The following is a 21,544-nucleotide window of genomic DNA, read 5'->3' as shown; positions in this document are numbered from 1 at the left end:
GCAGGAAAGGAGTAGGACATGGCGAGTATCGAGCTTCGGGCCGTCGAGAAATGGTTCGGCACCGTCCAGGTGATCAAGGGCGTGGATCTTCGGGTCGAGGAGGGAGAATTCATCATCTTCGTCGGGCCCTCGGGCTGCGGGAAATCGACGCTTCTCAGGATGATCGCGGGGCTCGAGGAGACCTCCCGCGGGCAGATCCTGGTCGGCGACCGCGATGCCACCGCCGAGCCGCCCTCGAAGCGCGGGCTTGCGATGGTGTTCCAGTCCTACGCGCTCTATCCGCATATGTCGGTGCGCGACAACATGGGCTTTGCGCTGAAAGCGGCGGGAGAGCCGAAGGACCGGATCGCCGCGAAGGTGGAGGAGGCTGCGCGTGTCCTCAAACTCGGAGACTATCTCGACCGGCGGCCGAAGGACCTGTCGGGCGGGCAGCGCCAGCGGGTCGCGATCGGCCGGTCCATCGTGCGCGATCCGACCGCCTTTCTCTTTGACGAGCCGCTTTCCAATCTCGATGCGGCCCTCAGGGTGGAAATGCGCTATGAGCTGGCGAAGCTGCATCAGAGCCTCGGTTCCACGATGATCTACGTCACCCATGACCAGGTGGAGGCGATGACGCTCGCCGACCGGATCGTGGTGCTCGAGGCGGGGCGGATCGCGCAGGTGGGCACGCCAAAGGAGCTCTACGAACGGCCCGCGAACCTGTTCGTCGCGCAGTTCATCGGCAGTCCGAAGATGAACGTCATTCCCGCGAGCGCCGTGGGGCAGGGCGGCGGCGCGGCACAGGACTTCGGCATTCGGCCCGAGCATGTCGACATCGTGCCGCCGGGGCAGGGCGATCTCGATGCGCGGGTCGATGTGGTCGAATACCTCGGTGCCGACACCTATGTGATCGTGGAGGCGGAAGGTGGCGCGGGGCGCATGACGTTGCGCGACCTGGGCAATGCGCCGCATCGTCCGGGACAGGCCGTCGGGCTTCGCTTTGCCGAGGGGCGCGGGCACCTGTTCGATGCCGCCGGAAAGGCGCTTCGTTAGCGCACGGGCCGGCGGGTCCCGCTGTGGCGGGCGCGAGGGCGGCGCCGGAGTGGTTCTCCGGGGCTGGAGCAGGCGCACCGTTCTTGCAATTTGCAAAGCCTGTGCGGCGAAAAGTCCCGTTGCGGGAAATGTGATGGGTGACGTAACGGAAGTCGCGTGTTGCGGGCTTGTTTCAGCCCGGTCGATCGTCTTTCCTGTGCGTCATCATCGCGCCCGGACCCCGCGCCGGCCGGACGCGAGCCTATCCATACCGGTCCAAGAAGACGAACCCGACAAGGAGGTTTTCATGAAATTCACCACAGCCCTGTCTGCGCTGGCCTTGCTCGCGGCAACTCCTGCCGCCTTTGCCGCGAATGTGCCCGACGGCACCCAGCTTTCCGAGAACCAGACCTATACATTCTGGCTGCTCGACGCGATCAAGTCGATGGATCCGCAGATCAACACCGATGTCGAGGGTTCCGATATCCTGCGCAACCTCTTCGAAGGGCTTTACAACGAGGACTCCGACGGCAATCTCGTGCCCGGCGTGGCGCTCGATCACACGCTGTCCGAGGATGGGCTGACCTATACGTTCAACCTGCGCCCGGAGGCGGTCTGGTCGGATGGCGAGCCGGTGACGGCGCAGGATTTCGTCTACGCCTGGCAACGTCTCGTGGATCCGGAGACGGCCTCGGAATACGCGTGGTACATGGAGCTCATGCAGGTGAAGAACGCCTCCGCGGTCACCGCGGGCGAGGTGGAGCCCTCCGAGCTCGGCGTGACGGCGCTCGACGATCACACGCTCGAGGTGACGATCGCGACCCCGCTGCCCTATTTCCCGCAGATGCTGGTGCATGGCTCGACCTTCCCGGTGCGCCAGGACGTGATCGAGGAGCATGGCCAGAACTGGACCCGGCCCGGCAATCTGATCGGCAACGGTGCCTATACGCTGACCGAGCATATCCTGGGCGAGCGGGTGGAGATGGACAAGTCCGACACCTATTGGGATGCCGGGAATACGGTCATGACCCATCTCACCGCGCTCACCATCAACGACGTCAATCAGGCGCTGACCCGCTATCTCGCCGGAGAGCTCGACCGGGTGGACATTCCTGCCGGTCAATATCCGCGTCTCAAGGAGCAATATTCCGATGAGGCGGTGTCGCTGCCCTATTCCTGTTCCTACATCTACATGATGAACCTGTCGGACAAGGGACCGGAGGCGCTGAAGGACGTGCGCGTGCGCAAGGCGCTGTCCTATGCGATGAACCGCGACGTCGTCGTCAACAACATCCTCCAGGGCGGCCAGCATCCCGCCTATAACTGGACGCACTGGGCGACTGCCGGTTTCGAGATGCCGGAGATCGACTACGCCGGCTGGACGCAGGAAGAGCGCAACGAGAAGGCGCGCGAGCTTCTGGCCGAGGCGGGCTACGGTCCCGACAATCCGCTGAGCCTGACGCTGAACTACAACACGTCGGAGGATCACAAGAAGATCGCCATCGCGGCGCAGCAGTTCTTCAGGCCCTTCGGCATCAACCTGACGCTCAACAACATGGAATGGAAGGTCCACACCGACCGGATGCAGAACCAGGATTTCGACCTGGCGCGCTACGCGTGGTGCGGCGACTACAACGAGGCCTCGACCTATCTCGACCTGCTGACCTCCTATTCGGGCCATAACAGCGGCGAATTCTTCAACGACGAATACGACGCGCTGATGGCGGAGTCGAAGACCGCCGAGGATCCGCAGCCGCTCTATACCCAGGCGGAACAGATTCTCGCGGCGGAAATGCCGATCATCCCGATCTATCACTATGCCCAGGTTGACATGATCTCGTCCGACATCAGGGGCCTGCCCTTGGACAATGTGATGCAGACCTGGTACGGCAAGGATCTTTACCGCGTCGCGGAATAACCCACATCGAGACAGGCCGGCGCGGTGGCATTGACCGCCGCGCCACCCAGCCGGGGACCCATCCATGACCGTCTATATTCTCAAGCGTCTGGCGATCGCCATTCCGACGCTGCTCCTGCTGATCATCTTCTCCTTCCTGCTGATGCACGCGGCTCCCGGCGGGCCGTTCACGCAGGAACGCCAGCTGCCCGCGCAGGTGCTTGCGAACCTCAACGCGAAATACGGTCTCGACCAGCCGCTGTGGAAGCAGATCACCACCTATATCTGGGGCATCGTGGCACATTTCGATTTCGGTCCCTCCTTCGTCTACAAGGACCGCACGGTGAACGAGATCATCGCGCAGGGCTTTCCGGTGACGCTGACCTACGGGGCGGTCTCCTTCGTGCTCGCGGTGCTCGTCGGTGTGACGCTCGGGGCGGTGGCGGCCGTCCGGCACAATTCGATCCTCGACTATTTCGCGGTCGGCATCTCCATCGGGGCGCAGGTGTTGCCGAATTTCGTCATGGCGCCGATCCTCGTCATCGTCTTCACGCTCATGCTCGGCTGGCTTCCGGGCGGCGGCTGGCGGTTTACCGATCCGTCTTACTGGATCATGCCGGTGATCGCGCTCTCGACCTCCTACATGGCCTCCATCGCACGGATCATGCGCTCCTCGATGCTCGAGGTGCTGAACTCCAACCACATCCGCACGGCGCGCGCCAAGGGGCTGCCGGCGCATCGCGTGATCCTGCGCCACGCGCTCAAGCCCGCGCTGCTGCCGGTGATCTCCTATCTCGGCCCGGCCTTCGTCGCGATGATCACGGGGTCGGTGATCGTGGACATCTATTTCTCCACCGGCGGCATCGGCAAGGCCTTCGTCGACAGCGCGCTCAACCGCGACTACGCGGTGATGATGGGCGTGACGATCCTCGTCGGCGCGCTCACCATCCTGTTCAACCTCCTCGTCGATATCGTCTACGGATGGATCGACCCGAAAATCCGGTATTGAGCGATGGTCATCGACAGTCAGAAAATGCGATCCCTGGCCGACGCCACCGCGCGCGAGGAGGTGGCGGGCCGCTCGCTCTGGGCTGATGCGCGGCGGCGCTTCTTTCGCAACAGGGCGGCGCTGTTCGGGCTTTTCCTGCTCGTCTTCGTCGTGCTCTTCGCGCTGTTCGGCAATGCACTCGCCCGGTGGAGCAACGAGGAAATCGACTTCGGCGTGATGGGCATGGTCGCGCAGGAGGGCGGGCCCTCGCTTGCCAACGGCCATTACTTCGGCACGGATGACCTGGGACGCGACCTCTTCGCGCGCACGGTGCAGGGCACGCAGATCTCGCTTGCGGTGGGCATCATCGGTTCGGCCATCGCGGTGATCGTCGGCACGCTCTGGGGCGCGACCGCGGGCTATTTCGGCGGACGGCTCGACAACCTGATGATGCGCGCCGTCGATATCCTGCTCGCCATTCCCTACATGTTCGTGCTGATCCTTCTGCTCGTGATGTATGGCCGCTCGATCACCATGCTCTTTGTCGGGGTCGGACTGATTTCGTGGCTCGAGATGAGCCGGATCGTCCGCGGGCAGACGCTGACGCTCAAGAACCGCGAATATATCGAGGCCGCGCGCGCCATCGGCGTGCCCGCGCCCGTCATCATCCGCCGGCATATCCTGCCGAACCTGATCGGTGTGGTGACGGTGTTCGCCACGCTTCTGGTGCCGAACATGATCCTCACGGAGAGTTTCATTTCCTTTCTCGGCCTCGGCGTGCAGGAACCCATGACCTCGCTGGGCGCGCTGATTTCCGAAGGTGCGGGGACGATCAACTACGGCACCTACTGGCAACTCGCCTTCCCCCTGTTTTTCTTCATCGTCACGCTGTTCGGCTTCTTCTTCGTCGGCGACGGGCTGCGCGACGCTCTGGACCCGAAGGACCGCTAGACATATGGCACTTCTGGACGTCAAGAACCTGACCGTTCGCTTCGAAACGCCCGAGGGCGACATCCATGCCGTGAACGGCGTGAGCTTCTCGCTCGAGAAAGGCGAGACGCTCGGCATCGTCGGCGAATCCGGCTCGGGCAAGAGCCAGCTCAACTTCGCCATCCTCGGCCTCCTGGCGCGCAACGGGCGGGCCGGGGGATCGGTGAGCTTCGACGGGCAGGACATCCTCAACATCTCCGAGCGCAAGCTCAACAGGATCCGTGCGGACCGCATCGCGATGGTGTTTCAGGACCCGATGACCTCGCTCAACCCTTACATGCGCATCTCCGATCAGATGACGGAGGTGCTGCGGCTCCACAAGGGCCTGACCAGACGGGAGGCGCTGGCCGAGAGCGTGCGCATGCTCGACGCGGTGAAGATCCCCGACGCGAAGAACCGGGTGCGGCTCTATCCGCACGAATTCTCCGGCGGGATGCGTCAGCGGGTGATGATCGCCATGTCGCTCTTGTGCCGTCCCGAACTGCTCATCGCCGACGAGCCGACCACCGCGCTCGACGTGACGGTGCAGGCGCAGATCATGGAGCTTCTGGGCGAACTGCAACGCGATTTCGGCATGGCGACGATCCTGATCACCCATGACCTCGGCGTGGTGGCGGGGTTCTGCGAACGCGCCATCGTGATGTATGGCGGGCGGATCATGGAAGAGGCGGCGGTTGATCCGCTCTTCGAGCGTCCGACCCATCCCTATACCAAGGGCCTGCTCGAGGCGATTCCGCGGGTCGATGAGGCGCAGGACAGCTTGCGGGCCATCCCCGGCAATCCGCCCAATATGGCGGGCGTGCCCGTGGGGTGTCCGTTCGCGCCGCGCTGTGGCTATTCCGACGAGCGCTGCCGGCGCGAGACACCCGCGCTCCTGACCGAGGAGGGTCGCGCGCGTGCCTGTTTCCGTCCCGTCGCGGAGGTTGCCGCATGAGCCGCCCGCTTCTCGAGGTCCGCGATGTGCGGGTCAGCTTCGACATCCGCCGCCCCTCCGACCTGCCCTGGACGCCGCCGGCGCAGCTTCATGCCGTCAATGGCGTGAGCTTCACCCTCGCGCGCGGACAGACGCTCGGCATCGTCGGGGAATCGGGCTGCGGGAAATCCACCCTCGCCCGTGCGCTCATCCGCATGCTGCCCGCGACGGGACAGGTGCTTTGGGAGGATGGCACGGATCTCCTGACGCTCGGCCCGCGCCAGATGCTCAGATACCGTTCCGAGATCCAGATGATCTTTCAGGATCCGCTCGCCTCGCTCAACCCGCGCATGACGGTGGGGGAGATCATTGCCGAACCGCTGCGTACCCACCGCCCGAAGATGGGCGCGAAGGAGCGGCGCGCGAAGGTGCGCGAGGTGATGGAGCGGGTGGGGCTCCTGCCGAACCAGATCAACCGCTATCCGCACGAATTCTCCGGCGGCCAGTGCCAGCGGATCGGCATCGCCCGCGCGCTGGTGGTCGAGCCGAAGCTCCTGATCTGCGACGAGCCCGTCTCCGCGCTCGACGTCTCCATCCAGGCGCAGGTGATCGGCCTGCTGGAGGAGTTGCGCCGCGATCTCGGGCTGACGATCATCTTCATCGCACATGACCTGTCGGTGGTGAAACACCTCTCCGACGAGGTGATGGTGCTCTATCTCGGGCGGATGATGGAAAAGGCATCTTCCGACGCGCTCTTCGCGGATCCGCGCCATCCCTATACGCAGGCCCTTCTCTCCGCCGTTCCGGTCCCCGATCCGAAGGTCGAGCGGGGCAAGAAGATCATCTCCCTCGCGGGGGATCTTCCCAGCCCGATGAACCCGCCCTCGGGCTGCGTGTTCCGCACGCGCTGTCCCCTGGCGCAGCCCGTCTGCGAAACGCAGCCTCCCGAGGAGCTGCGCGGGGATCATCGCACGAGCTGTCATTTCGCGGGCATGCCGGTCCCGGCCGAATAGGCGCGCCCGGACCCGCAGGACGCCGTCCCGCCCTCGCGGCCGGGCGGCGTTTCGCCGTGCGCCGCATTTTTTCCGCCCCACCCGGAACCACCCGGTTCCGCTCCCGTTGGCTCTGCATGGCCGGACGTTGCGACCGTGCCTCGGTGAGTGTGTGACAGGAGGAAGTTATGTCATCCGAGAAGACCCAGTCCGGGATCGAAATGACCACCGGATCAGGCGGCGAACCGCAGCAGCGGGGCGGGGAGCCCCTGACCACCAATCACGGCGTTCCCATTCCCGACAACCAGAACAGCCTCAAGTCCGGGGAACGCGGGCCGACGCTGCTCGAGGATTTCGTCCTGCGCGAAAAGATCTTCCACTTCGATCACGAGCGCATTCCCGAACGCATCGTCCACGCCCGCGGCACGGGGGCGCACGGCTATTTCGAATGCACCGATCCGATCCCCGAGCTGACCATGGCCCAGCCGTTTCAGAAGAAGGGCATGAAAGTGCCGGTCTTCGTCCGCTTCTCGACCGTCGCGGGCTCGAAAGGGTCGAAGGACACGCCCCGCGACGTGCGGGGCTTTGCGGTGAAATTCTATACGGAGGATGGCAACTGGGATCTCGTCGGCAACAACATTCCCGTGTTCTTCATCCAGGATGCGATGAAGTTCCCCGATCTCATCCATTCGGTGAAACCCGAATCCGATCGCGGTTTTCCGCAGGCCGCCTCGGCGCATGACACGTTCTGGGATTTCATCTCGCTCAGCCCGGAATCGATGCATATGATGATGTGGCTCATGTCGGACCGCGCCATCCCGCGCAGCTTCCGCATGATGGACGGATTCGGCGTTCACACCTTCCGCTTCGTCAACGCCTCGGGCGAGGCGACATTCGTCAAGTTCCACTGGCGGGCAAAGCTCCGCGCTCAATCGGTGCTCTGGGATGAGGCGGTGAAGATCTCCGGCGCGGATCCCGACTACAACCGCCGTGATCTCTTCGAGGCGATCACCATGGGGGACTGTCCGGAATGGGAGCTCGGCGTCCAGGTTTTCGACGAGGACTGGGCGGCGGAGCAGCCCTATGACGTGCTCGACGCGACAAAGCTCGTCCCCGAGGAGGACATCCCCCTGCGCATCGTCGGGCGCATGGTGCTCGACCGCTATCCCGACAACTTCTTCGCGGAGACGGAGCAGGTCGCCTTCCTGCCCTCGAATGTCATTCCCGGCATCGACTTTACCGAGGACCCGCTCCTGCAAGGGCGGCTGTTCTCCTATCTCGACACGCAGAAATCCCGGCTCGGCACGACCAATTTCCACCAGATCCCGGTCAACGCGCCGAAATGCCCGATGCACAATTTCCAGCGCGACGGGATGATGCAGACATATGTCCACACCGGCCGGGCAAATTACGAGCCGAACAGCCTCTACAAGGCAGGCGAGGAGACCGGCCCACGGCCGGCGGACCATCATTTCGCGACCTATCCCGATGCGGAGGATCACGGCCCGAAACGCCGCCTGCGTGCGGAGACCTTCGCCGATCACTACAGCCAGGCGCGGCAATTCTACCGCAGCCAGACGCCGCCCGAACAGGATCACATCGTGGCCGCGATCACTTTCGAACTGTCGAAGGTCGATCTCGATCATGTGCGGGTGCAGGCGCTGTCGCATCTGCGCAACGTCGACGAGGACATGGCCGCGCGCATCGCAAAGGGGATCGGGATCGACCTGCCCGACGCGGCGACACCCGCCAAGGCGCCGTTCGACGCGCAGATTTCCGATGCCCTGTCGATCCACAAGACCGCGACGGACGAGCCGATGGGGCGGATGGTCGGTGTGCTCGTGACCGACGGCACGGAGGATGCGCAGGTGGAGGCGATTCGCTCCGCCGCCGAGGCGGCGGGTGTGCGGGTCCAGATCGTCGCGGAGAAACGCGGTGGCGTGACGCTTGAATCGGGCACGCATCTGATGGCCGATGGACAGCTTGCCGGGACACCCTCCGTGATGTTCGACGCGGTCGCGATCCTACCCTCGGAGGAGGGGGCGAAGGATCTCGCCAAGCTCGCCCCGGCAAAGGATTTCGCCGCCGATGCCTTCGCGCATCTGAAGGCGATCGTCGTCTCCGCCCCCGCGAAGGCTCTTCTCGAGGCGGTGGATGCGGAGCCGGATGATTTCGTCTTCATGGCGGAGGACGATCCGGCCGCCTGTGTCGAACATGCCCATGAACGGCTGTGGTCGCGCGAGGCGATGGTCAACCCCGCGCCGTGACGGCGCATTCCCTGCCGGGCGCCGCGGCGGCGCCCGGATCACCGCAGGCAGAAAGGAGACACAGGATGACCGAAGACAGCAAGACCGGCGTCGAGGAGGCCGCCGATCGGCGCAACGCCCAATCGGAGGCCCACGGGACCCGCCACGATGCGCGCGAGTTCGTGTCGGATCCGTCCCGCAAGCGCCCGGCGGGCGGGGCCGGGCCCGCTGACGAGCCTCCTGCCGACAGGAACAGGAAAGGCGCCTGAGCGCGGCCGCAACCGAGGAAAGGGCTGTCCGATGAACACCGCCATCGTCGTAGGAGGCACGGCCGGCGCCGGCCGGGCGATCGTCGAGAAGCTCCTGACCTACGGCTATCGCGTCGGTGTCATCGCGCGCGGAGAGGACCGGCTGGACGCGCTGTCGGAAAAGGCCCTCGGTCTCGAGGTTGCCCAGGCGGACGTGGCGTCCATGGAGGCGCTGCGGAAGGCGACCGACGATCTCGTTGCGAGGATCGGCGTGCCCGATGTCTGGATCAACGTGGCCATGGCGACCATGTTCGCGCGGTTCGAGGAGATGTCGGCCGCAGAATTCGAGCGAGTTATGGACGTCACCTTCCTCGGTCAGGTGAACGCCACGCGCGAGGCGCTGCGGCACATGCAGAGCGGCAAGATCATCTTCCTCGGCTCGAGCCTCGCCTATCGGCCCGTGCCGCTGCAATCGGCGTGTTCCGGCGCGAAACATGCGCTCAACGGGTTCGTCGGCAGCCTGCGGTCGGAGCTGATGCGCGAGGGAAGCGATGTGACGCTGCATCTCGTGCAGCTTCCGGCGATCAACACGCCCCAGTTCGACTGGGCGCGCAGCCGGTTGCGGCGAAAGCCCCGGCCCGCCGCCCCGGTCTTCAGTCCCGACGTTCCGGCGGAAGCGGTGATGAAGATCATCCGCACCGGCGCGCGGGAGTTGTTCGTCGGCCGCTCCGTCCTGCGGCTCGTCTTCGGGACGCTGGTCCTGCCCGCCTATCTCGACCGGCGCATGGCCGACGAGGGTCTCGAGGCGCAGAAATCCGACATCCAGGCCAGCCCGCAGGAGGGCAATCTCTTCGATCCTGTCGCCTATCCGCCGGCGGCCGACGGCTCCTATGGCGACGAGGCGGAGGACCACACCGTCATGGTTGACGCCGATCTCGCGCGCAAGCTGATGTTCTTCGGGTTGCCGGCACTGGCCTTTCTCCTCGGGCTGCTCTTCTGACGCGAAGACGCCGCCCCGTCAGGGGCGACGCCGTTCAGCCGATCAGGGCGCTCACGTCCTGTCCGCCCTTTCCAGTTCCGCGATCACCTTGTCGGGGGTGGCCGGCAGGTGCAGCACCCGCGCGCCGCAGGCATTGTGGATCGCGTTGAGAACCGCCGCCCCCGCGCCCGAGATGCCAAGCTCGCCGATGCCCTTCGATTGCATCGGATTGGCGTGGTCGTCGCGTTCCTCGAGGAATTTCACGTCGATCTCCCGCGGCACGTCGGCATGGGCGGCGACATGGTAGTTGGCGAGATCGCGGGTCACGAGATGACCGGTGCGCGGATCGTGCTCGAGCGCTTCGTGAAGCGCCGTGCCGATGCCCCAGACGATGCCGCCGATGGCCTGGGATCGTGCCGTCTTCTCATTGAGCACGCGGCCGATGCCGAGCGAGGTCACGAAGCGGCGGACACGCACCTCGCCGCTCCAGCGATGCACCGCCACTTCGCAGAAATGCGCGCCGTAGCCGGAGGAGAAATGCGTCTCGTCCGTGTCGCCGGACGAAATATGTGCGGTCTCGTCGAGTTCTCCCTCGATGAGATCCGCCAGCGGTGCCTCCCGGTTGTCGCCGCGGGCGATGCCATCCTGCAACGACAGTTCCTCCGGGGTGCAGCCGAGCTTTGCCGCGATCTTTTCCCGGATCCGGCGACTGGCGAGGAAAACCGCGGAGCCGGTCGAACTCGCACCGAAGGACCCGCCGGAGCCGGAGGCGGGCGGAAAGCGGGTGTCGCCCAGCCGCACCTCGACCCGCTCGGTCGGCATGCCCAGCATCTCGCCCGCGATCTGGGCGAAGATCGTGTAACTGCCGGTGCCGATATCGGTCATATCGGTCTCGACCACGGCCCCAGAAGGGCTGAGCCGGACGCGGGCGGACGCGTCGATCAGCATGTTGGGGCGGACCGCGGAGGCCATGCCGACACCGATCAGCCAGTCGCCTTCGCGCGTTGTGCCGACGGCCTTCCGCTCAGACCAGCCGAACCTGCGGGCGCCGTCCTCGAGCGCCGCCTCGAGGGCGCGGGCCCCGAAGGATTTTCCGCTGATCGGATGTTTCTGCGGCATATTGCGCAACCTCAGCTCGACAGGGTCCACTCCGAGCTTCTCCGCGAGCATGTCCATCGCCACTTCGAGCCCGATCATGCCGACTGCCTCTCCCGGTGCGCGGACCGAACCCGACGGGGTGCGGTGGATCCTTGCGACCTCCTGCTGAAAGCGCATCGCTTCCGCCTCGTAGACATATTGCGACTGGCGCGTGGTGGGCTCCGCGAAGGATTCCTCGGGCAGGTTCGACACCCGGTCGTCATGGCCGAGCGCCAGAAGCCGGCCGTCCCCGTCGGCGGCGAGGCGCAGGTGCTGGATTGTCTCCGAACGCCGGAGCACCGCGTCGAACACCGTCTGGCGCGCCATCACCACCCGCACCGGACGGCCGAGCTCCCGCGCGGCGACGGCGGCGGCGACGGCATCCGGTCCGATACCCAGTTTCGAGCCGAACGCCCCGCCGATGAAAGGCGCAAGCACGCGCACCTTTTCCGGGTCGATGCCGAGGCTGTCCGCAATCTCCGCGCGGTTGTATGCGAGCATCTGGAGCGACCCGCGCAGCGTCAGTTCGTCCCCCTCCCAGCTCGCCAGCGCGCCGTGCGGTTCCATCGCGGCGGCGGCATGGCCGGGGGTGGTCAGCACCGCATCGACGGTCACATCGGCCTTGTCCCAGCAAAGCTGGAAGTTGCCCCGCCGCACCGGCTCGTCGACATCGACGGCGGAGGCGGCCTCCGGATCGACCTCCGCCTCTTCCGCCTCATAGGAGATGTGAAGGCGAAAGGCGGCATCGCGCGCCGTCTCCAGGCTTTCGGCGACGACCAGCGCGATCGGCTGGCCGTGGTAGTCGACGCGCATGTCGGTCTGGACGGGGGCCTTTCCCGCCATACCCTGCGCCGGATTGCGGATGAACTTCGGCCCGTGGAAGACGCCGAGAACCCCCTCGAGCCCGGAGAGCGGCGCCTCGTCGATGCCGGTGATGCGGCCTCGGGAAATGGTGGCGCGCACGAGCACGCCATGGGCGGTGCGCGCGGGCAGCACATCCGCGACATAGGTGGCGCGGCCCGTCACCTTCGCCGGGCCGTCGACGCGGTCGATCGGCTTGCCGATCGCGCCCTGCCGGGTCTCGTCGAGCAGGCGGGGCTGCGGATCGTCCATCTTGAAGTCATAGCTCATCGCTCAGCCTTTCGTCTCGTCAATGCTGCTTTCGGTGCCCGAAAGCCCGGTCACGTCGGCCAGGACACTCCGGAGGGTCCGGCGCAGGAGCGGCAGCTTGAACGCAGTGTCGGGATGCGGGGCTGTCACATCGGTGAAGCGTGTGGCGACCTCGCGAAACAGCTCTTCGTCCGGGGTCTCGCCCGTCAGCGACGCCTCGAGATCCGGGTCGCGCCAGGGCTGCGATGCGATGCCGCCGAAGGCCAGCGAGATCTCCGCGATCCGTCCGGCTTCGATGCGGGCGCTCGCGGCGACGGAGACGAGCGCGAAGGCGTAGGAGGCACGATCCCGCACTTTCCGATAGACCTGCCGGTGGCCCGCCCCTTGCCGGGGCAATGTCACGGCCGTGATCAATTCGCCGTCTCCGAGCGTCGTCTCCGCATCCGGGCGATCGCCCGGCAGACGGTAGAGGTCGCCGAGGCCAACGCAGCGGGAGGCGCCATCGGGGCCTTCGATCTCGACGGTGGCATCGAGTGCCCGGAGCGCGACCGCCATGTCGGAAGGATGTGCGGCGAGGCAGCTGTCGGAGATGCCGAAGACGGCAAGCATGCGACCGATGCCGCCCTGCGCGGCACAGCCCGTGCCCGGCGCGCGTTTGTTGCAGGCCGTCGCGACGTCGTAGAAATAGGGGCAGCGCGTGCGCTGGAGCAGGTTGCCTCCCGTCGTCGCTTTGTTGCGGATCTGTTGCGAGGCCCCGGCGAGAATGGCCCGGCTGAGCAGCGGATGCCGCGCCCGGACCTGTGCGTTGGCGGCACAGTCGGCATTGGTGACGAGGGCGCCGATCCTCAGCTCCTCCTCGTTCTGGGTGATTTCGTCGAGCCCCTCGAGACGGGTGATGTCCACGAGCCGCTCCGGCGTCATGACCTGGATCTTCATGAGATCGAGAATATTCGTGCCCCCGGCGATGAAGGTTCCGCCCCTGCGCGCGGCCTGGCCGGCATCGCCTGCGGTACTCGCGCGGTGATAGTCGAACGGTCTCATCGGCCCTGCTCCCCGACGCGCGCGATCGCGTCGCGAATGTTGGAATAGGCGGAGCAGCGGCAGAGGTTTCCGCTCATGCGCTCCGCGATCTCGCTGTCGTTCAGCGGCGCCCTCGCGCTCAGGTCGGCGCTGACATAGGACGGCTCGCCGCGGCGGATCTCGTCATACATGGCGAGTGCTGACACGATCTGGCCGGGGGTGCAGAAGCCGCATTGATAGCCGTCGCAGGCAAGAAACGCCTCCTGGAGCGGGGACAGTGCCTCTGCGGGCGCGACATCCTCGATGGTGCGGATCTCGTCGCCGTCGTGCATCGCAGTCAGGCAGAGGCAGGAATTCACCCGTCGCCCGTTGAGCATCACCGTGCAGGCACCGCACTGGCCGTGGTCGCAGCCCTTCTTGGTTCCGGTGAGACCGAGCTGGTCGCGTAACGTGTCGAGGAGGGTGGCGCGCGGGTCGTGGTCGACCTCTTCGGCGCGGCCATTGACGGTAAATGTCGTCTGCATGAGGCCTCCGGGAATGAGGTGAGGATGATCGGGGCACGACTGCCCGACGCCGGACCACGAGCCCCCTGTGGTGGAGATCAACTGGGCCGGCTCGCAAAAGTTCCGAGATCCGTCTTCGCCCCGGTCCGTGCGCTCCGGGCTCCCTGAGACGCGCGCGAGACTGATTTTTTGCCGGAAACCGGCGGAACCGTGCGCTTCGGGGACCGGTTGACCTGCCGTGACCCTTTAAAATTCGCCGCAGAAAGGGCAGAAATAAACAAATGTTAATGTCGTAGGGAGGTCCTGTGTCGTCACAGTCTCAAAACGCCGGTATCGCCGAATGTCTTGCGGTGGTCTCCGTTCGAGGGGGTGGCGCGCCGGTGCTCTCGCGGATCGATCCTGAGGCCCCTCGCTCCGCCGATGCCCGCTGCGCCCTTCCCGAGCCGAAGGGCGCGAGCGCGAGATCCGGGACGCGTCCCGGTCCGACAGGGATCGGCCGGGCCTTCCGGGACGCCGGGCTGCCCTTGCCCCACACCTGCAACGACGACGCGCCGGACGACAGCGCCGGCACTTTCGCGCGCACCCGTGGAGATTCCGAATGACCCAGGATCGCTATCCCCTGACCCACAAGTTCCTGATGGGGCGTGCCCGCCATCATCTCGACGACCGCGAAAAAGGGCTTCTGGAGGAGAGCATCGTCGAGGTGCAGCGCTGCCCCAGCGCCCATGTCGTCCTCGAACGCGGCGACGTGATCGAACGGAGCACGCTGCTGATCGACGGCTTCATCGGCCGGGTGATCTTCGAGAACGGACAACGCCATATCGTCGCCTTGCATGTGCCCGGCGATTTCGTCGACCTGCACGCCTATGCGCTCAAGCGGCTCGATCACAACGTGGTCGCGATCGGCCCGGTGCGGGTCGGCTACATCCCCCATACCCGAATCGACGAACTCATGAACACCGAGCCGCACCTGTCGCGGATGCTGTGGTTCTCGACCCTGCTCGACGCCTCGATCCACCGGCAATGGATCCTGAAGCTCGAACAGCTCAGCGCCGACGGCCGTCTCGCCCACATCCTCGCGGAAATGTGGACCCGTCTCGATTTCGTGGGGCTTGCCGAAACCGGGGGCTTCGCACTGCCGCTGACGCAGGCGGAGTTGGCCGATGCCTGTGGCGCCACCTCGATCCACATGAACCGGGTGATCCGCAAGCTGCGCGAGGCCGAGCTGGCCGACGTATCGCGCGGGCGAGTCACCTTCCTGAACCGCGAATCCCTGATGAACCTCGCGGGTTTCGAAAGCTCCTATCTCTACGGGGAGGGGACTCTCAAATACCTCTGATCTCCTGCTGCGGTATTGACATGAGGTCATGAAAGTTGATCTTGTGTTAGTGACAGGATGCAGGGATTGGAAAGTGCACGGGTATTCGCCGGAAAACTCTGTCCCGATCATTGGGGTGGGTGCGTCTGCCGGAGGGCTGGAGGCATTGCGCGACCTGCTGTCCGGTGAGGACGACCTTTCCGATGTCGCGATCGTCGTCGTGCAGCATCTCGATCCGACCCGCGAGTCGATGATGGCACAGCTCCTCGAACGCCATACGACCATGGCGGTGCGCCGGATAACGGGTGGCGAACGGGTGGCGGCAGGGACGGTCTACGTGATCCCGCCGGGCCGCGGTCTCGAGATCGAGGACGGGGTGCTCCGTCTCCTGCGGTTCGATGCGCCGCGCGGGCTGCGCCGGCCGATCGACGATTTCTTCGAAAGCCTCGCAAGGGACCGGGGGCCGCGCACCGCCGGCGTCGTGCTCTCGGGCACGGGGGCGGACGGCAGCCGCGGTCTGCGCGCGATCAAGGAATGCGGCGGTATCGCGATCGCGCAGGCGCCCGAGGATGCGCGCCACGATGGAATGCCTCGCGCCGCCGTGGGCACTGGCCTCGTGGATTTCGTGGAACCGGCGCAGATGATCCTGCCGAAGCTCGTGGACTATTTCCGCCGCGAACCCGGCGCGGCCCTGCCGAGCGTGGAAACCGAGACGGTCGCCGCACAGGTGAGCGCGCTCTGCGATGTCCTGGCGCAGGCCACGGGGCACGATTTCTCCGGCTACAAGAGGTCGACCCTGACCCGCCGGATCGAACGGCGCATGCAGGTGCTCGGGCTCGCGGATGCCGCCGATTATCTCGCCGTCCTCCGTCGCGAGGAGCGGGAGCGTCAGGCGCTGTTCCGCGATCTTCTCATCAACGTGACCCGGTTCTTCCGCGACGCGGAGGTGTTCGAGGCGCTGCGGGAGCGGTCGGTCTTCCCGATGATCCGCGACGCGCGGGAGGACGAGGAAATCCGGGTCTGGGTGCCGGGGTGTTCGAGCGGCGAGGAGGCCTATTCCATCGCGATGCTGTTCCGCGAGGCGATGGAGCATTACGGGCGCTATCCGCTCGTCAACATCTTTGCGAGCGACATCGACGAGCGCATGCTGGAAACGGCGCGGGAGGGAACCTATCCCACCGCCGCCCTCGCGGATATTCCCGAAGGGCTGCGCGGCCGGTTCACGCAGGCGGGCGGCGATCACCGGTTCCGCATCTCCCCGGAGGTGCGCGACATGGTCCGTTTCAGCCTGCACAGCGTGATCAAGGATCCTCCCTTCTCGCGGGTCGACCTGATCTCCTGCCGCAACCTGCTCATCTATTTCGACGAGCCGCTTCAGCGTGCCGTCCTGCCGCTCTTCCATTACGCGCTGCGTCCGGAGGGGCATCTCCTCCTGGGCCTTTCGGAGACGGTGGGACGGTTCGACGACTTGTTCGAGGATCTCGATCCGCGCGGTCGGCTGTTCCGGCGCCGGGCGGTGCGGCCGAGCTACCCGCTGGACCTGCCGTTCAGCACGCGGGAGCGCGTGCCGTCCTCTCCCGCGACGACGCCCGGCGGGGAGGAGGCGGACCGGCTGGAGAGGCGGGCGGCCGATCAGCTCGCGCGCCGCCACGCGCCCCCCTCGCTGCTGGTGGACGAGACCGGCGGCATTCTGGCGAGTTGGGGCAGGATCGGAGCCTATTTCGACTTTCCGCATGACACCACCACCCGTCCTCGCAACGCCGCGACGCTCGCGAAGGGCGGGCTGCGCGACGTGCTGGGCCCGCTGATCCGGCAGACCGCCGAGGACAGGCGCCCCCATGTGGTGCGCGGGGTCGAGGTGCAGGGGGATTTCGGCATCCAGGAAGTGCGGGTGAGCTGCGAACCCGTGCGCGACGGCGCGATGCTTGTCGTGCTGCGGGACACGGCGGCGTTCCGCCCGCTCGGGGAAGACGAGGAGGGGATGATCGAGCTCGCGTCCGGGACCGACCAGATGCAGGTGCTCGAAAACGAGCTTCACGCCACGCGCCACCGGCTGCGCGCCGCCGTCGAAGATCTCGAGGCGGCGAACGAGGAGCTGAAGAGCTCGAACGAGGAAATGATGTCGATGAACGAGGAGCTCCAGTCGACGAACGAGGAGCTGACCGCGGTCAACGACGAGCTGAAGACGAAGGTCGATCAGCTCACCGTCGCCAATGCCGATCTGAAGAACTTCTTCGCCTCGACCGAGCTTGCGGTGGTCGTCGTCGATGCCGCCCTGTGCATCCGCAGCTTTACCGAGGCCACCGCGAACCTGTTCGCCTTCACCCCCTCCGACCACGGCCGGCCGCTGGCCGAGGTGGACTCCCCCCTGCGCGCCCCCGCCTATCTGGAGGCCGCGCGGCAGGTGATCGAGACCGGAGAGACCGTGGAGGACCGGTTGCACGACGCGGCGCAGGGGCGCGATTTCGTCCTGCGCGTCATTCCCTACAGCCGGCTCGACGGCGTACTGGACGGGGCGATCTTCGTGCTGACGGAGGTGACGGACGTGCTGGCGCTCGAACGCGATCTCGTCGCGGAGCGCGCCCGGCTGGAGCTGGCGGTCGAGGTCGCGGAGATCGGGGTCTGGGAATACAACCTCCGCACCGGGGACATGCAGTTCAACGATGCGGCGCAGCATTTCTTCGGCCTGCGGGACGGCGCGGGCGGCGACCGGCTGATGGCGTCGATCCACGGGGAGGACCGGCGCCGCGTCTGGCGGGCGCTCCGCCAGGTCTCGCGCGGACGGGCGCTCTACAACGAAACCTTTCGCGTCACCCTGTCGGACGGTTCCCTGCGATGGGTGCGCGGGCTCGGGCGGTTCATCGAGCGCGACGGGCTGCGCACCGTCGTCGGCGTAAGCTACGATGTGACGTCGGAATACCGGCTGATCGAGGAACGCGAGCTGCATCTGCGGGAGATGAACCACCGGATCAAGAACCTGTTCGCGGTGGTCAGCGCGATGATCTCCACGTCGGAGCGCGAGGCGAGCACGATGAAGGCATTTTCCGAGAACCTGCGCGGCCGTGTCGCCGCGCTCGACCGGGCGCATGCGCTGATGCTGCATGGCGATGTCCGTTCCCCGATCGCGCTGGGGGAGATCCTGACGAGCCTGCTCCAGCCCGCCCGAGGCCGGCAGGAGGTGCGGCTCGAGGGGCCGGAGATCCTGATCCCGGTCGCACAGCTGACCTCGCTGGTGCTCATCCTCCACGAATGGGTGACGAATGCCGCGAAATACGGCGCGCTGTCCTGGGAGGGGGGAAAGCTCGACGTCGTCTGGCGTTGCGCGGGGGAAACCCTCCGCCTCGACTGGACGGAACTGACGCCGCGCGAGGTGGGCTTCGAGACCAGGGGCTTCGGCTCGCGGCTCATCCAGGCCTCCGCGATGCAGCTCGGCGCCGACCTCGACCGCAGGGCGGAGGGACGGACGATGCGGCTTTCCCTCACCATGCCGGCCTTCGAGGATTGAGAACGGCGGCGAAGCTGCGGGAACGGCCGGCGGGACGGGGGCGTTGGGATGCACACCTGACGGATCCGACATGACCGACCCGAGTTTCGAAGACCTCCTGATCCCCCGGCCCGAAGGGCTCTATTGCCCGCCGGGCGATTTCTTCGTCGATCCGATGCGGCCCGTGCCGCGCGCACTCGTGACCCATGGCCATGCCGATCATGCGCGGGCCGGGCACGGGGCGGTGATGGCATCGCGCCAGACGCTCGACATCATGGCGATCCGCTACGGCGAGGATTTCGCGCAACGCACGCAGATTGCGGAAGGGGTGCAGGAGGTGAACGGCGTGCGCGTCTCCTTCCATCCGGCGGGGCATGTGCTCGGGTCCTGCCAGATCGCGGTCGAGCACGGTGGGAGGCGGGCGGTCGTCTCCGGCGATTATTCGCGGGTGGCGAACCCGGCCTGTGCGCCGTTCGAGCCGGTGTCCTGCGATCTCTTCGTGACCGAGGCGACCTTTGCGCTCCCGGTCTTCCGCCATCCGCCGCCCGAGGCGGAGATCGCCCGGCTCCTCGCGTCGCTCGATGCCTTTCCCGAGCGCCCGCATCTCGTCGGGGCCTATGCCCTGGGCAAGGCGCAGCGGGTGATCATGCTGTTGCGCGCCGCCGGATATGATGCGCCGATCTACATCCACGGCGCGCTTCAGCGGCTGTGCGACTATCATCTGGCAGAGGGTGTCCCGCTGGGCGAGCTGCGCTCCGCCACGCTCGGGAAATCCGAGGCGCGGGCCCTGTCGCGCGCCGTCGTGATCGCGCCGCCCTCCGCCTTCGCCTCGCCCTGGGTGCAGCGTTTCGTGGATCCGGTGATCGCTTTCGCCTCCGGCTGGATGCAGATCCGGGCACGGGCGCGGCAGCGAGGCGTGGAATTGCCGCTCGTCATCTCAGACCATGTCGACTGGCCCGATCTTACCCGCACCATCGAGGAAATCGACCCGGCCGAAGTCTGGATCACCCACGGGCGGGAGGATGCGCTGATGCGCTGGGCCGAACTCATGCAGCGCCGCGCCCGCCCGCTGCATCTTGTTGGGTACGAGGAGGAGGCGGAATGAGGGCTTTCACCGACCTGCTCGAACGGCTCGCCTTCTCGCCGGGGCGCAACGCGAAGCTCGCCCATCTCGCGCGCTATTTCGGGACCGCGCCCGACCCCGACCGCGGCTATGCACTGGCGAGCCTCACGGGGGAGCTCGATGTCGGCCGGGCGAAACCCGCGCTCTTGCGCGGGATGGCGGCGGAGCGCGTCGACGCGGAGCTCTTCGCCATGTCCTACGATTACGTGGGCGACCTGGCGGAGACGATCGCGCTGATCTGGCCCACGACCGCCACGCCCCGCGAGGTGCGGCTGGGGGAGGTGGTCACCTCCCTTTCGGATGCGTCGAGGACCGAGATCCCCGGCCTGATCGCCGGCTGGCTCGACGCGATGCCGCCCTCGGAACGGCTCGCGCTTCTGAAGCTCGTCACCGGCGGGCTGCGTGTCGGCGTCTCCACACGGATGGCCCTGACCGCGCTGGCGCAGACGGGCACGGTCCCGCGCGAGGAGATCGAGGAGCTCTGGGCCGGCTTCCGCCCACCCTACCAGCCGCTTTTCGACTGGCTCGCGGGCGGGCCGCGCCCCGAGTCCATGCTGCGCGCGCCGTTCCGCCCGGTGATGCTCTCGACCCCGACCGACGAAAGCGCGCTCGCCGCGCTCGCTCCGCAGGATTTCGTGGCCGAGTGGAAATGGGACGGCATCCGCATTCAGGCGGTAGCGGAGGGCGGTACGGCACGGCTCTACACGCGGACGGGGGAGGATATTTCCGGCAGCTTTCCCGATATCGTGGAGCGCATGGATTTCGAGGGCGCGCTCGATGGCGAGCTTCTGGTGCGGCGCGGTCGCGACGTCGCGCCCTTCGGCGATTTGCAAAGGCGACTGGGGCGCAAGGCGCCGGGCAAGGCGCTGTTGCGGAGCCATCCGGCGGCGCTGCGGCTCTATGACATTCTCGTCTGGGAGGACGAGGACCTGCGCACCCTCGGGTTCGAAACCCGTCGCGCACGGCTCGAGAAGGCGATCGCGGCCCTCCGCGAGCCGCGCTTCGACCTGTCGGAAACGCTGGACTTCCCCGACTGGGACGCGCTCGCGGATCTGCGCGCCGCACCGCCCGATCCGGTGATCGAGGGCATCATGCTCAAGCGCCGCGACAGCGCCTATGTCGCCGGCCGCCCGCGCGGCCCGTGGTTCAAGTGGAAACGCGATCCGATGGTCGTCGACGCGGTGCTGCTCTATGCCCAGCGCGGCCATGGCAAACGCTCGGGCTTTTATTCCGATTTCACCTTTGGCGTCTGGGACGGCGATCTGCTCGTCCCGGTGGGCAAGGCCTATTCCGGCTTCACCGACGAGGAACTGCGCCGCCTCGACCGTTTCGTGCGCACCCATACGACGGAGCGGTTCGGCCCCGTGCGCGCGCTCGCACCGCGCCTCGTCGTCGAAGTGGCTTTCGAGGGGCTGAACCGCTCGACCCGGCACAAGTCCGGTCTCGCGATGCGCTTCCCCCGGATCGCCCGCATCCGCTGGGACAAGCCCGCGGACGAGGCCGATCACATCGAGGCGCTGCGCGGGCTGCTGCGCTGAGCGCGCGCGCCGCCCCGGCTTGATCGTTCGCCGGATTTCGCATAATC

At 66.5% G+C, this 21,544-nt stretch carries 16 protein-coding genes; 13 read left to right on the top strand and 3 right to left on the bottom strand.

Annotated elements, in window-relative coordinates:
* Positions 1–18 precede the first annotated feature (18 nt).
* From P73_RS21000 to P73_RS20960, 9 genes are all read left to right on the top strand, one after another.
* On the top strand, positions 19–1,032 hold the full coding sequence (locus tag P73_RS21000; protein ID WP_043871073.1) for an ABC transporter ATP-binding protein: 1,014 nt from the start codon (positions 19–21) through the stop codon (positions 1,030–1,032).
* A gap of 286 nt (positions 1,033–1,318) precedes the next feature.
* A complete protein-coding gene (locus P73_RS20995) occupies positions 1,319–2,929 on the top strand; it encodes a peptide ABC transporter substrate-binding protein (protein ID WP_043871072.1) in 1,611 nt (536 codons plus the stop codon).
* 64 nt (positions 2,930–2,993) lie between these two features.
* Entirely contained in the window at positions 2,994–3,917 is a 924-nt protein-coding gene (gene oppB, locus P73_RS20990) for an oligopeptide ABC transporter permease OppB (protein WP_043871071.1), read from the top strand.
* A 24-nt stretch (positions 3,918–3,941) separates the two neighbouring features.
* Positions 3,942–4,847: an ABC transporter permease gene (locus P73_RS20985; protein ID WP_043872062.1), complete on the top strand. Its 906-nt coding sequence runs from the start codon at positions 3,942–3,944 to the stop codon at positions 4,845–4,847.
* Between the two features lie 4 nt (positions 4,848–4,851).
* Entirely contained in the window at positions 4,852–5,820 is a 969-nt protein-coding gene (locus P73_RS20980) for an oligopeptide/dipeptide ABC transporter ATP-binding protein (protein ID WP_043871070.1), read from the top strand.
* Positions 5,817–6,812 carry an oligopeptide/dipeptide ABC transporter ATP-binding protein gene (locus P73_RS20975; RefSeq protein WP_043871069.1) on the top strand — a complete coding sequence of 332 codons (996 nt, stop codon included), beginning with the start codon at positions 5,817–5,819 and terminating at the stop codon, positions 6,810–6,812. Before P73_RS20980 ends, P73_RS20975 begins: the two co-directional genes overlap by 4 nt.
* 167 nt (positions 6,813–6,979) lie before the next feature.
* Positions 6,980–9,058, top strand: a complete 2,079-nt coding sequence (locus tag P73_RS20970; RefSeq protein WP_043871068.1) for a catalase — start codon at positions 6,980–6,982, stop codon at positions 9,056–9,058.
* A gap of 65 nt (positions 9,059–9,123) precedes the next feature.
* A complete protein-coding gene (locus P73_RS20965) occupies positions 9,124–9,306 on the top strand; it encodes a hypothetical protein (RefSeq protein ID WP_043871067.1) in 183 nt (60 codons plus the stop codon).
* Positions 9,307–9,337: 31 nt separating this feature from the next.
* Complete coding sequence (locus P73_RS20960) at positions 9,338–10,285, top strand: SDR family oxidoreductase (RefSeq protein ID WP_043871066.1); 948 nt, start codon at positions 9,338–9,340, stop codon at positions 10,283–10,285.
* A 51-nt stretch (positions 10,286–10,336) separates the two neighbouring features.
* Here the strand turns inward: P73_RS20960 and P73_RS20955 are convergent, their stop codons facing one another.
* The 3 genes from P73_RS20955 to P73_RS20945 are packed head-to-tail and all read right to left on the bottom strand — an operon-like array spanning position 10,337 to position 14,055.
* The gene (locus P73_RS20955; protein WP_043871065.1) at positions 10,337–12,532 is read right to left on the bottom strand and encodes a xanthine dehydrogenase family protein molybdopterin-binding subunit; all 2,196 of its coding nucleotides are present in this window, start codon (positions 12,530–12,532) and stop codon (positions 10,337–10,339) included.
* 3 nt (positions 12,533–12,535) lie between these two features.
* On the bottom strand, positions 12,536–13,552 hold the full coding sequence (locus P73_RS20950; RefSeq protein WP_043871064.1) for an FAD binding domain-containing protein: 1,017 nt from the start codon (positions 13,550–13,552) through the stop codon (positions 12,536–12,538).
* Positions 13,549–14,055, bottom strand: a complete 507-nt coding sequence (locus P73_RS20945; RefSeq protein ID WP_052453492.1) for a 2Fe-2S iron-sulfur cluster-binding protein — start codon at positions 14,053–14,055, stop codon at positions 13,549–13,551. The genes P73_RS20950 and P73_RS20945 overlap by 4 nt, the downstream gene beginning before the upstream one ends.
* Before the next feature lie 577 nt (positions 14,056–14,632).
* Between P73_RS20945 and P73_RS20940 the strand changes: the two genes are divergently transcribed.
* The 4 genes from P73_RS20940 to P73_RS20925 all read left to right on the top strand — a co-directional run bounded on the left by P73_RS20940 (position 14,633) and on the right by P73_RS20925 (position 21,497).
* Positions 14,633–15,373 (top strand): Crp/Fnr family transcriptional regulator, encoded by a 741-nt coding sequence (locus P73_RS20940; RefSeq protein WP_043871063.1) that lies wholly within the window; start codon positions 14,633–14,635, stop codon positions 15,371–15,373.
* Between the two features lie 145 nt (positions 15,374–15,518).
* On the top strand, positions 15,519–18,857 hold the full coding sequence (locus tag P73_RS20935) for a CheR family methyltransferase (RefSeq protein ID WP_202966929.1): 3,339 nt from the start codon (positions 15,519–15,521) through the stop codon (positions 18,855–18,857).
* 70 nt (positions 18,858–18,927) lie between these two features.
* Positions 18,928–19,941: a ligase-associated DNA damage response exonuclease gene (locus P73_RS20930; RefSeq protein WP_043871061.1), complete on the top strand. Its 1,014-nt coding sequence runs from the start codon at positions 18,928–18,930 to the stop codon at positions 19,939–19,941.
* Positions 19,938–21,497 carry a cisplatin damage response ATP-dependent DNA ligase gene (locus tag P73_RS20925; RefSeq protein WP_043871060.1) on the top strand — a complete coding sequence of 520 codons (1,560 nt, stop codon included), beginning with the start codon at positions 19,938–19,940 and terminating at the stop codon, positions 21,495–21,497. The genes P73_RS20930 and P73_RS20925 overlap by 4 nt, the downstream gene beginning before the upstream one ends.
* The last annotated feature ends 47 nt before the right edge of the window (positions 21,498–21,544 follow it).

This window comes from Celeribacter indicus, assembly GCF_000819565.1.
Lineage (GTDB): Bacteria > Pseudomonadota > Alphaproteobacteria > Rhodobacterales > Rhodobacteraceae > Celeribacter > Celeribacter indicus.
The sequence above is the reverse complement of the archived record's forward strand: the minus strand, read 5'-3'. Positions and strand labels throughout refer to the sequence as shown.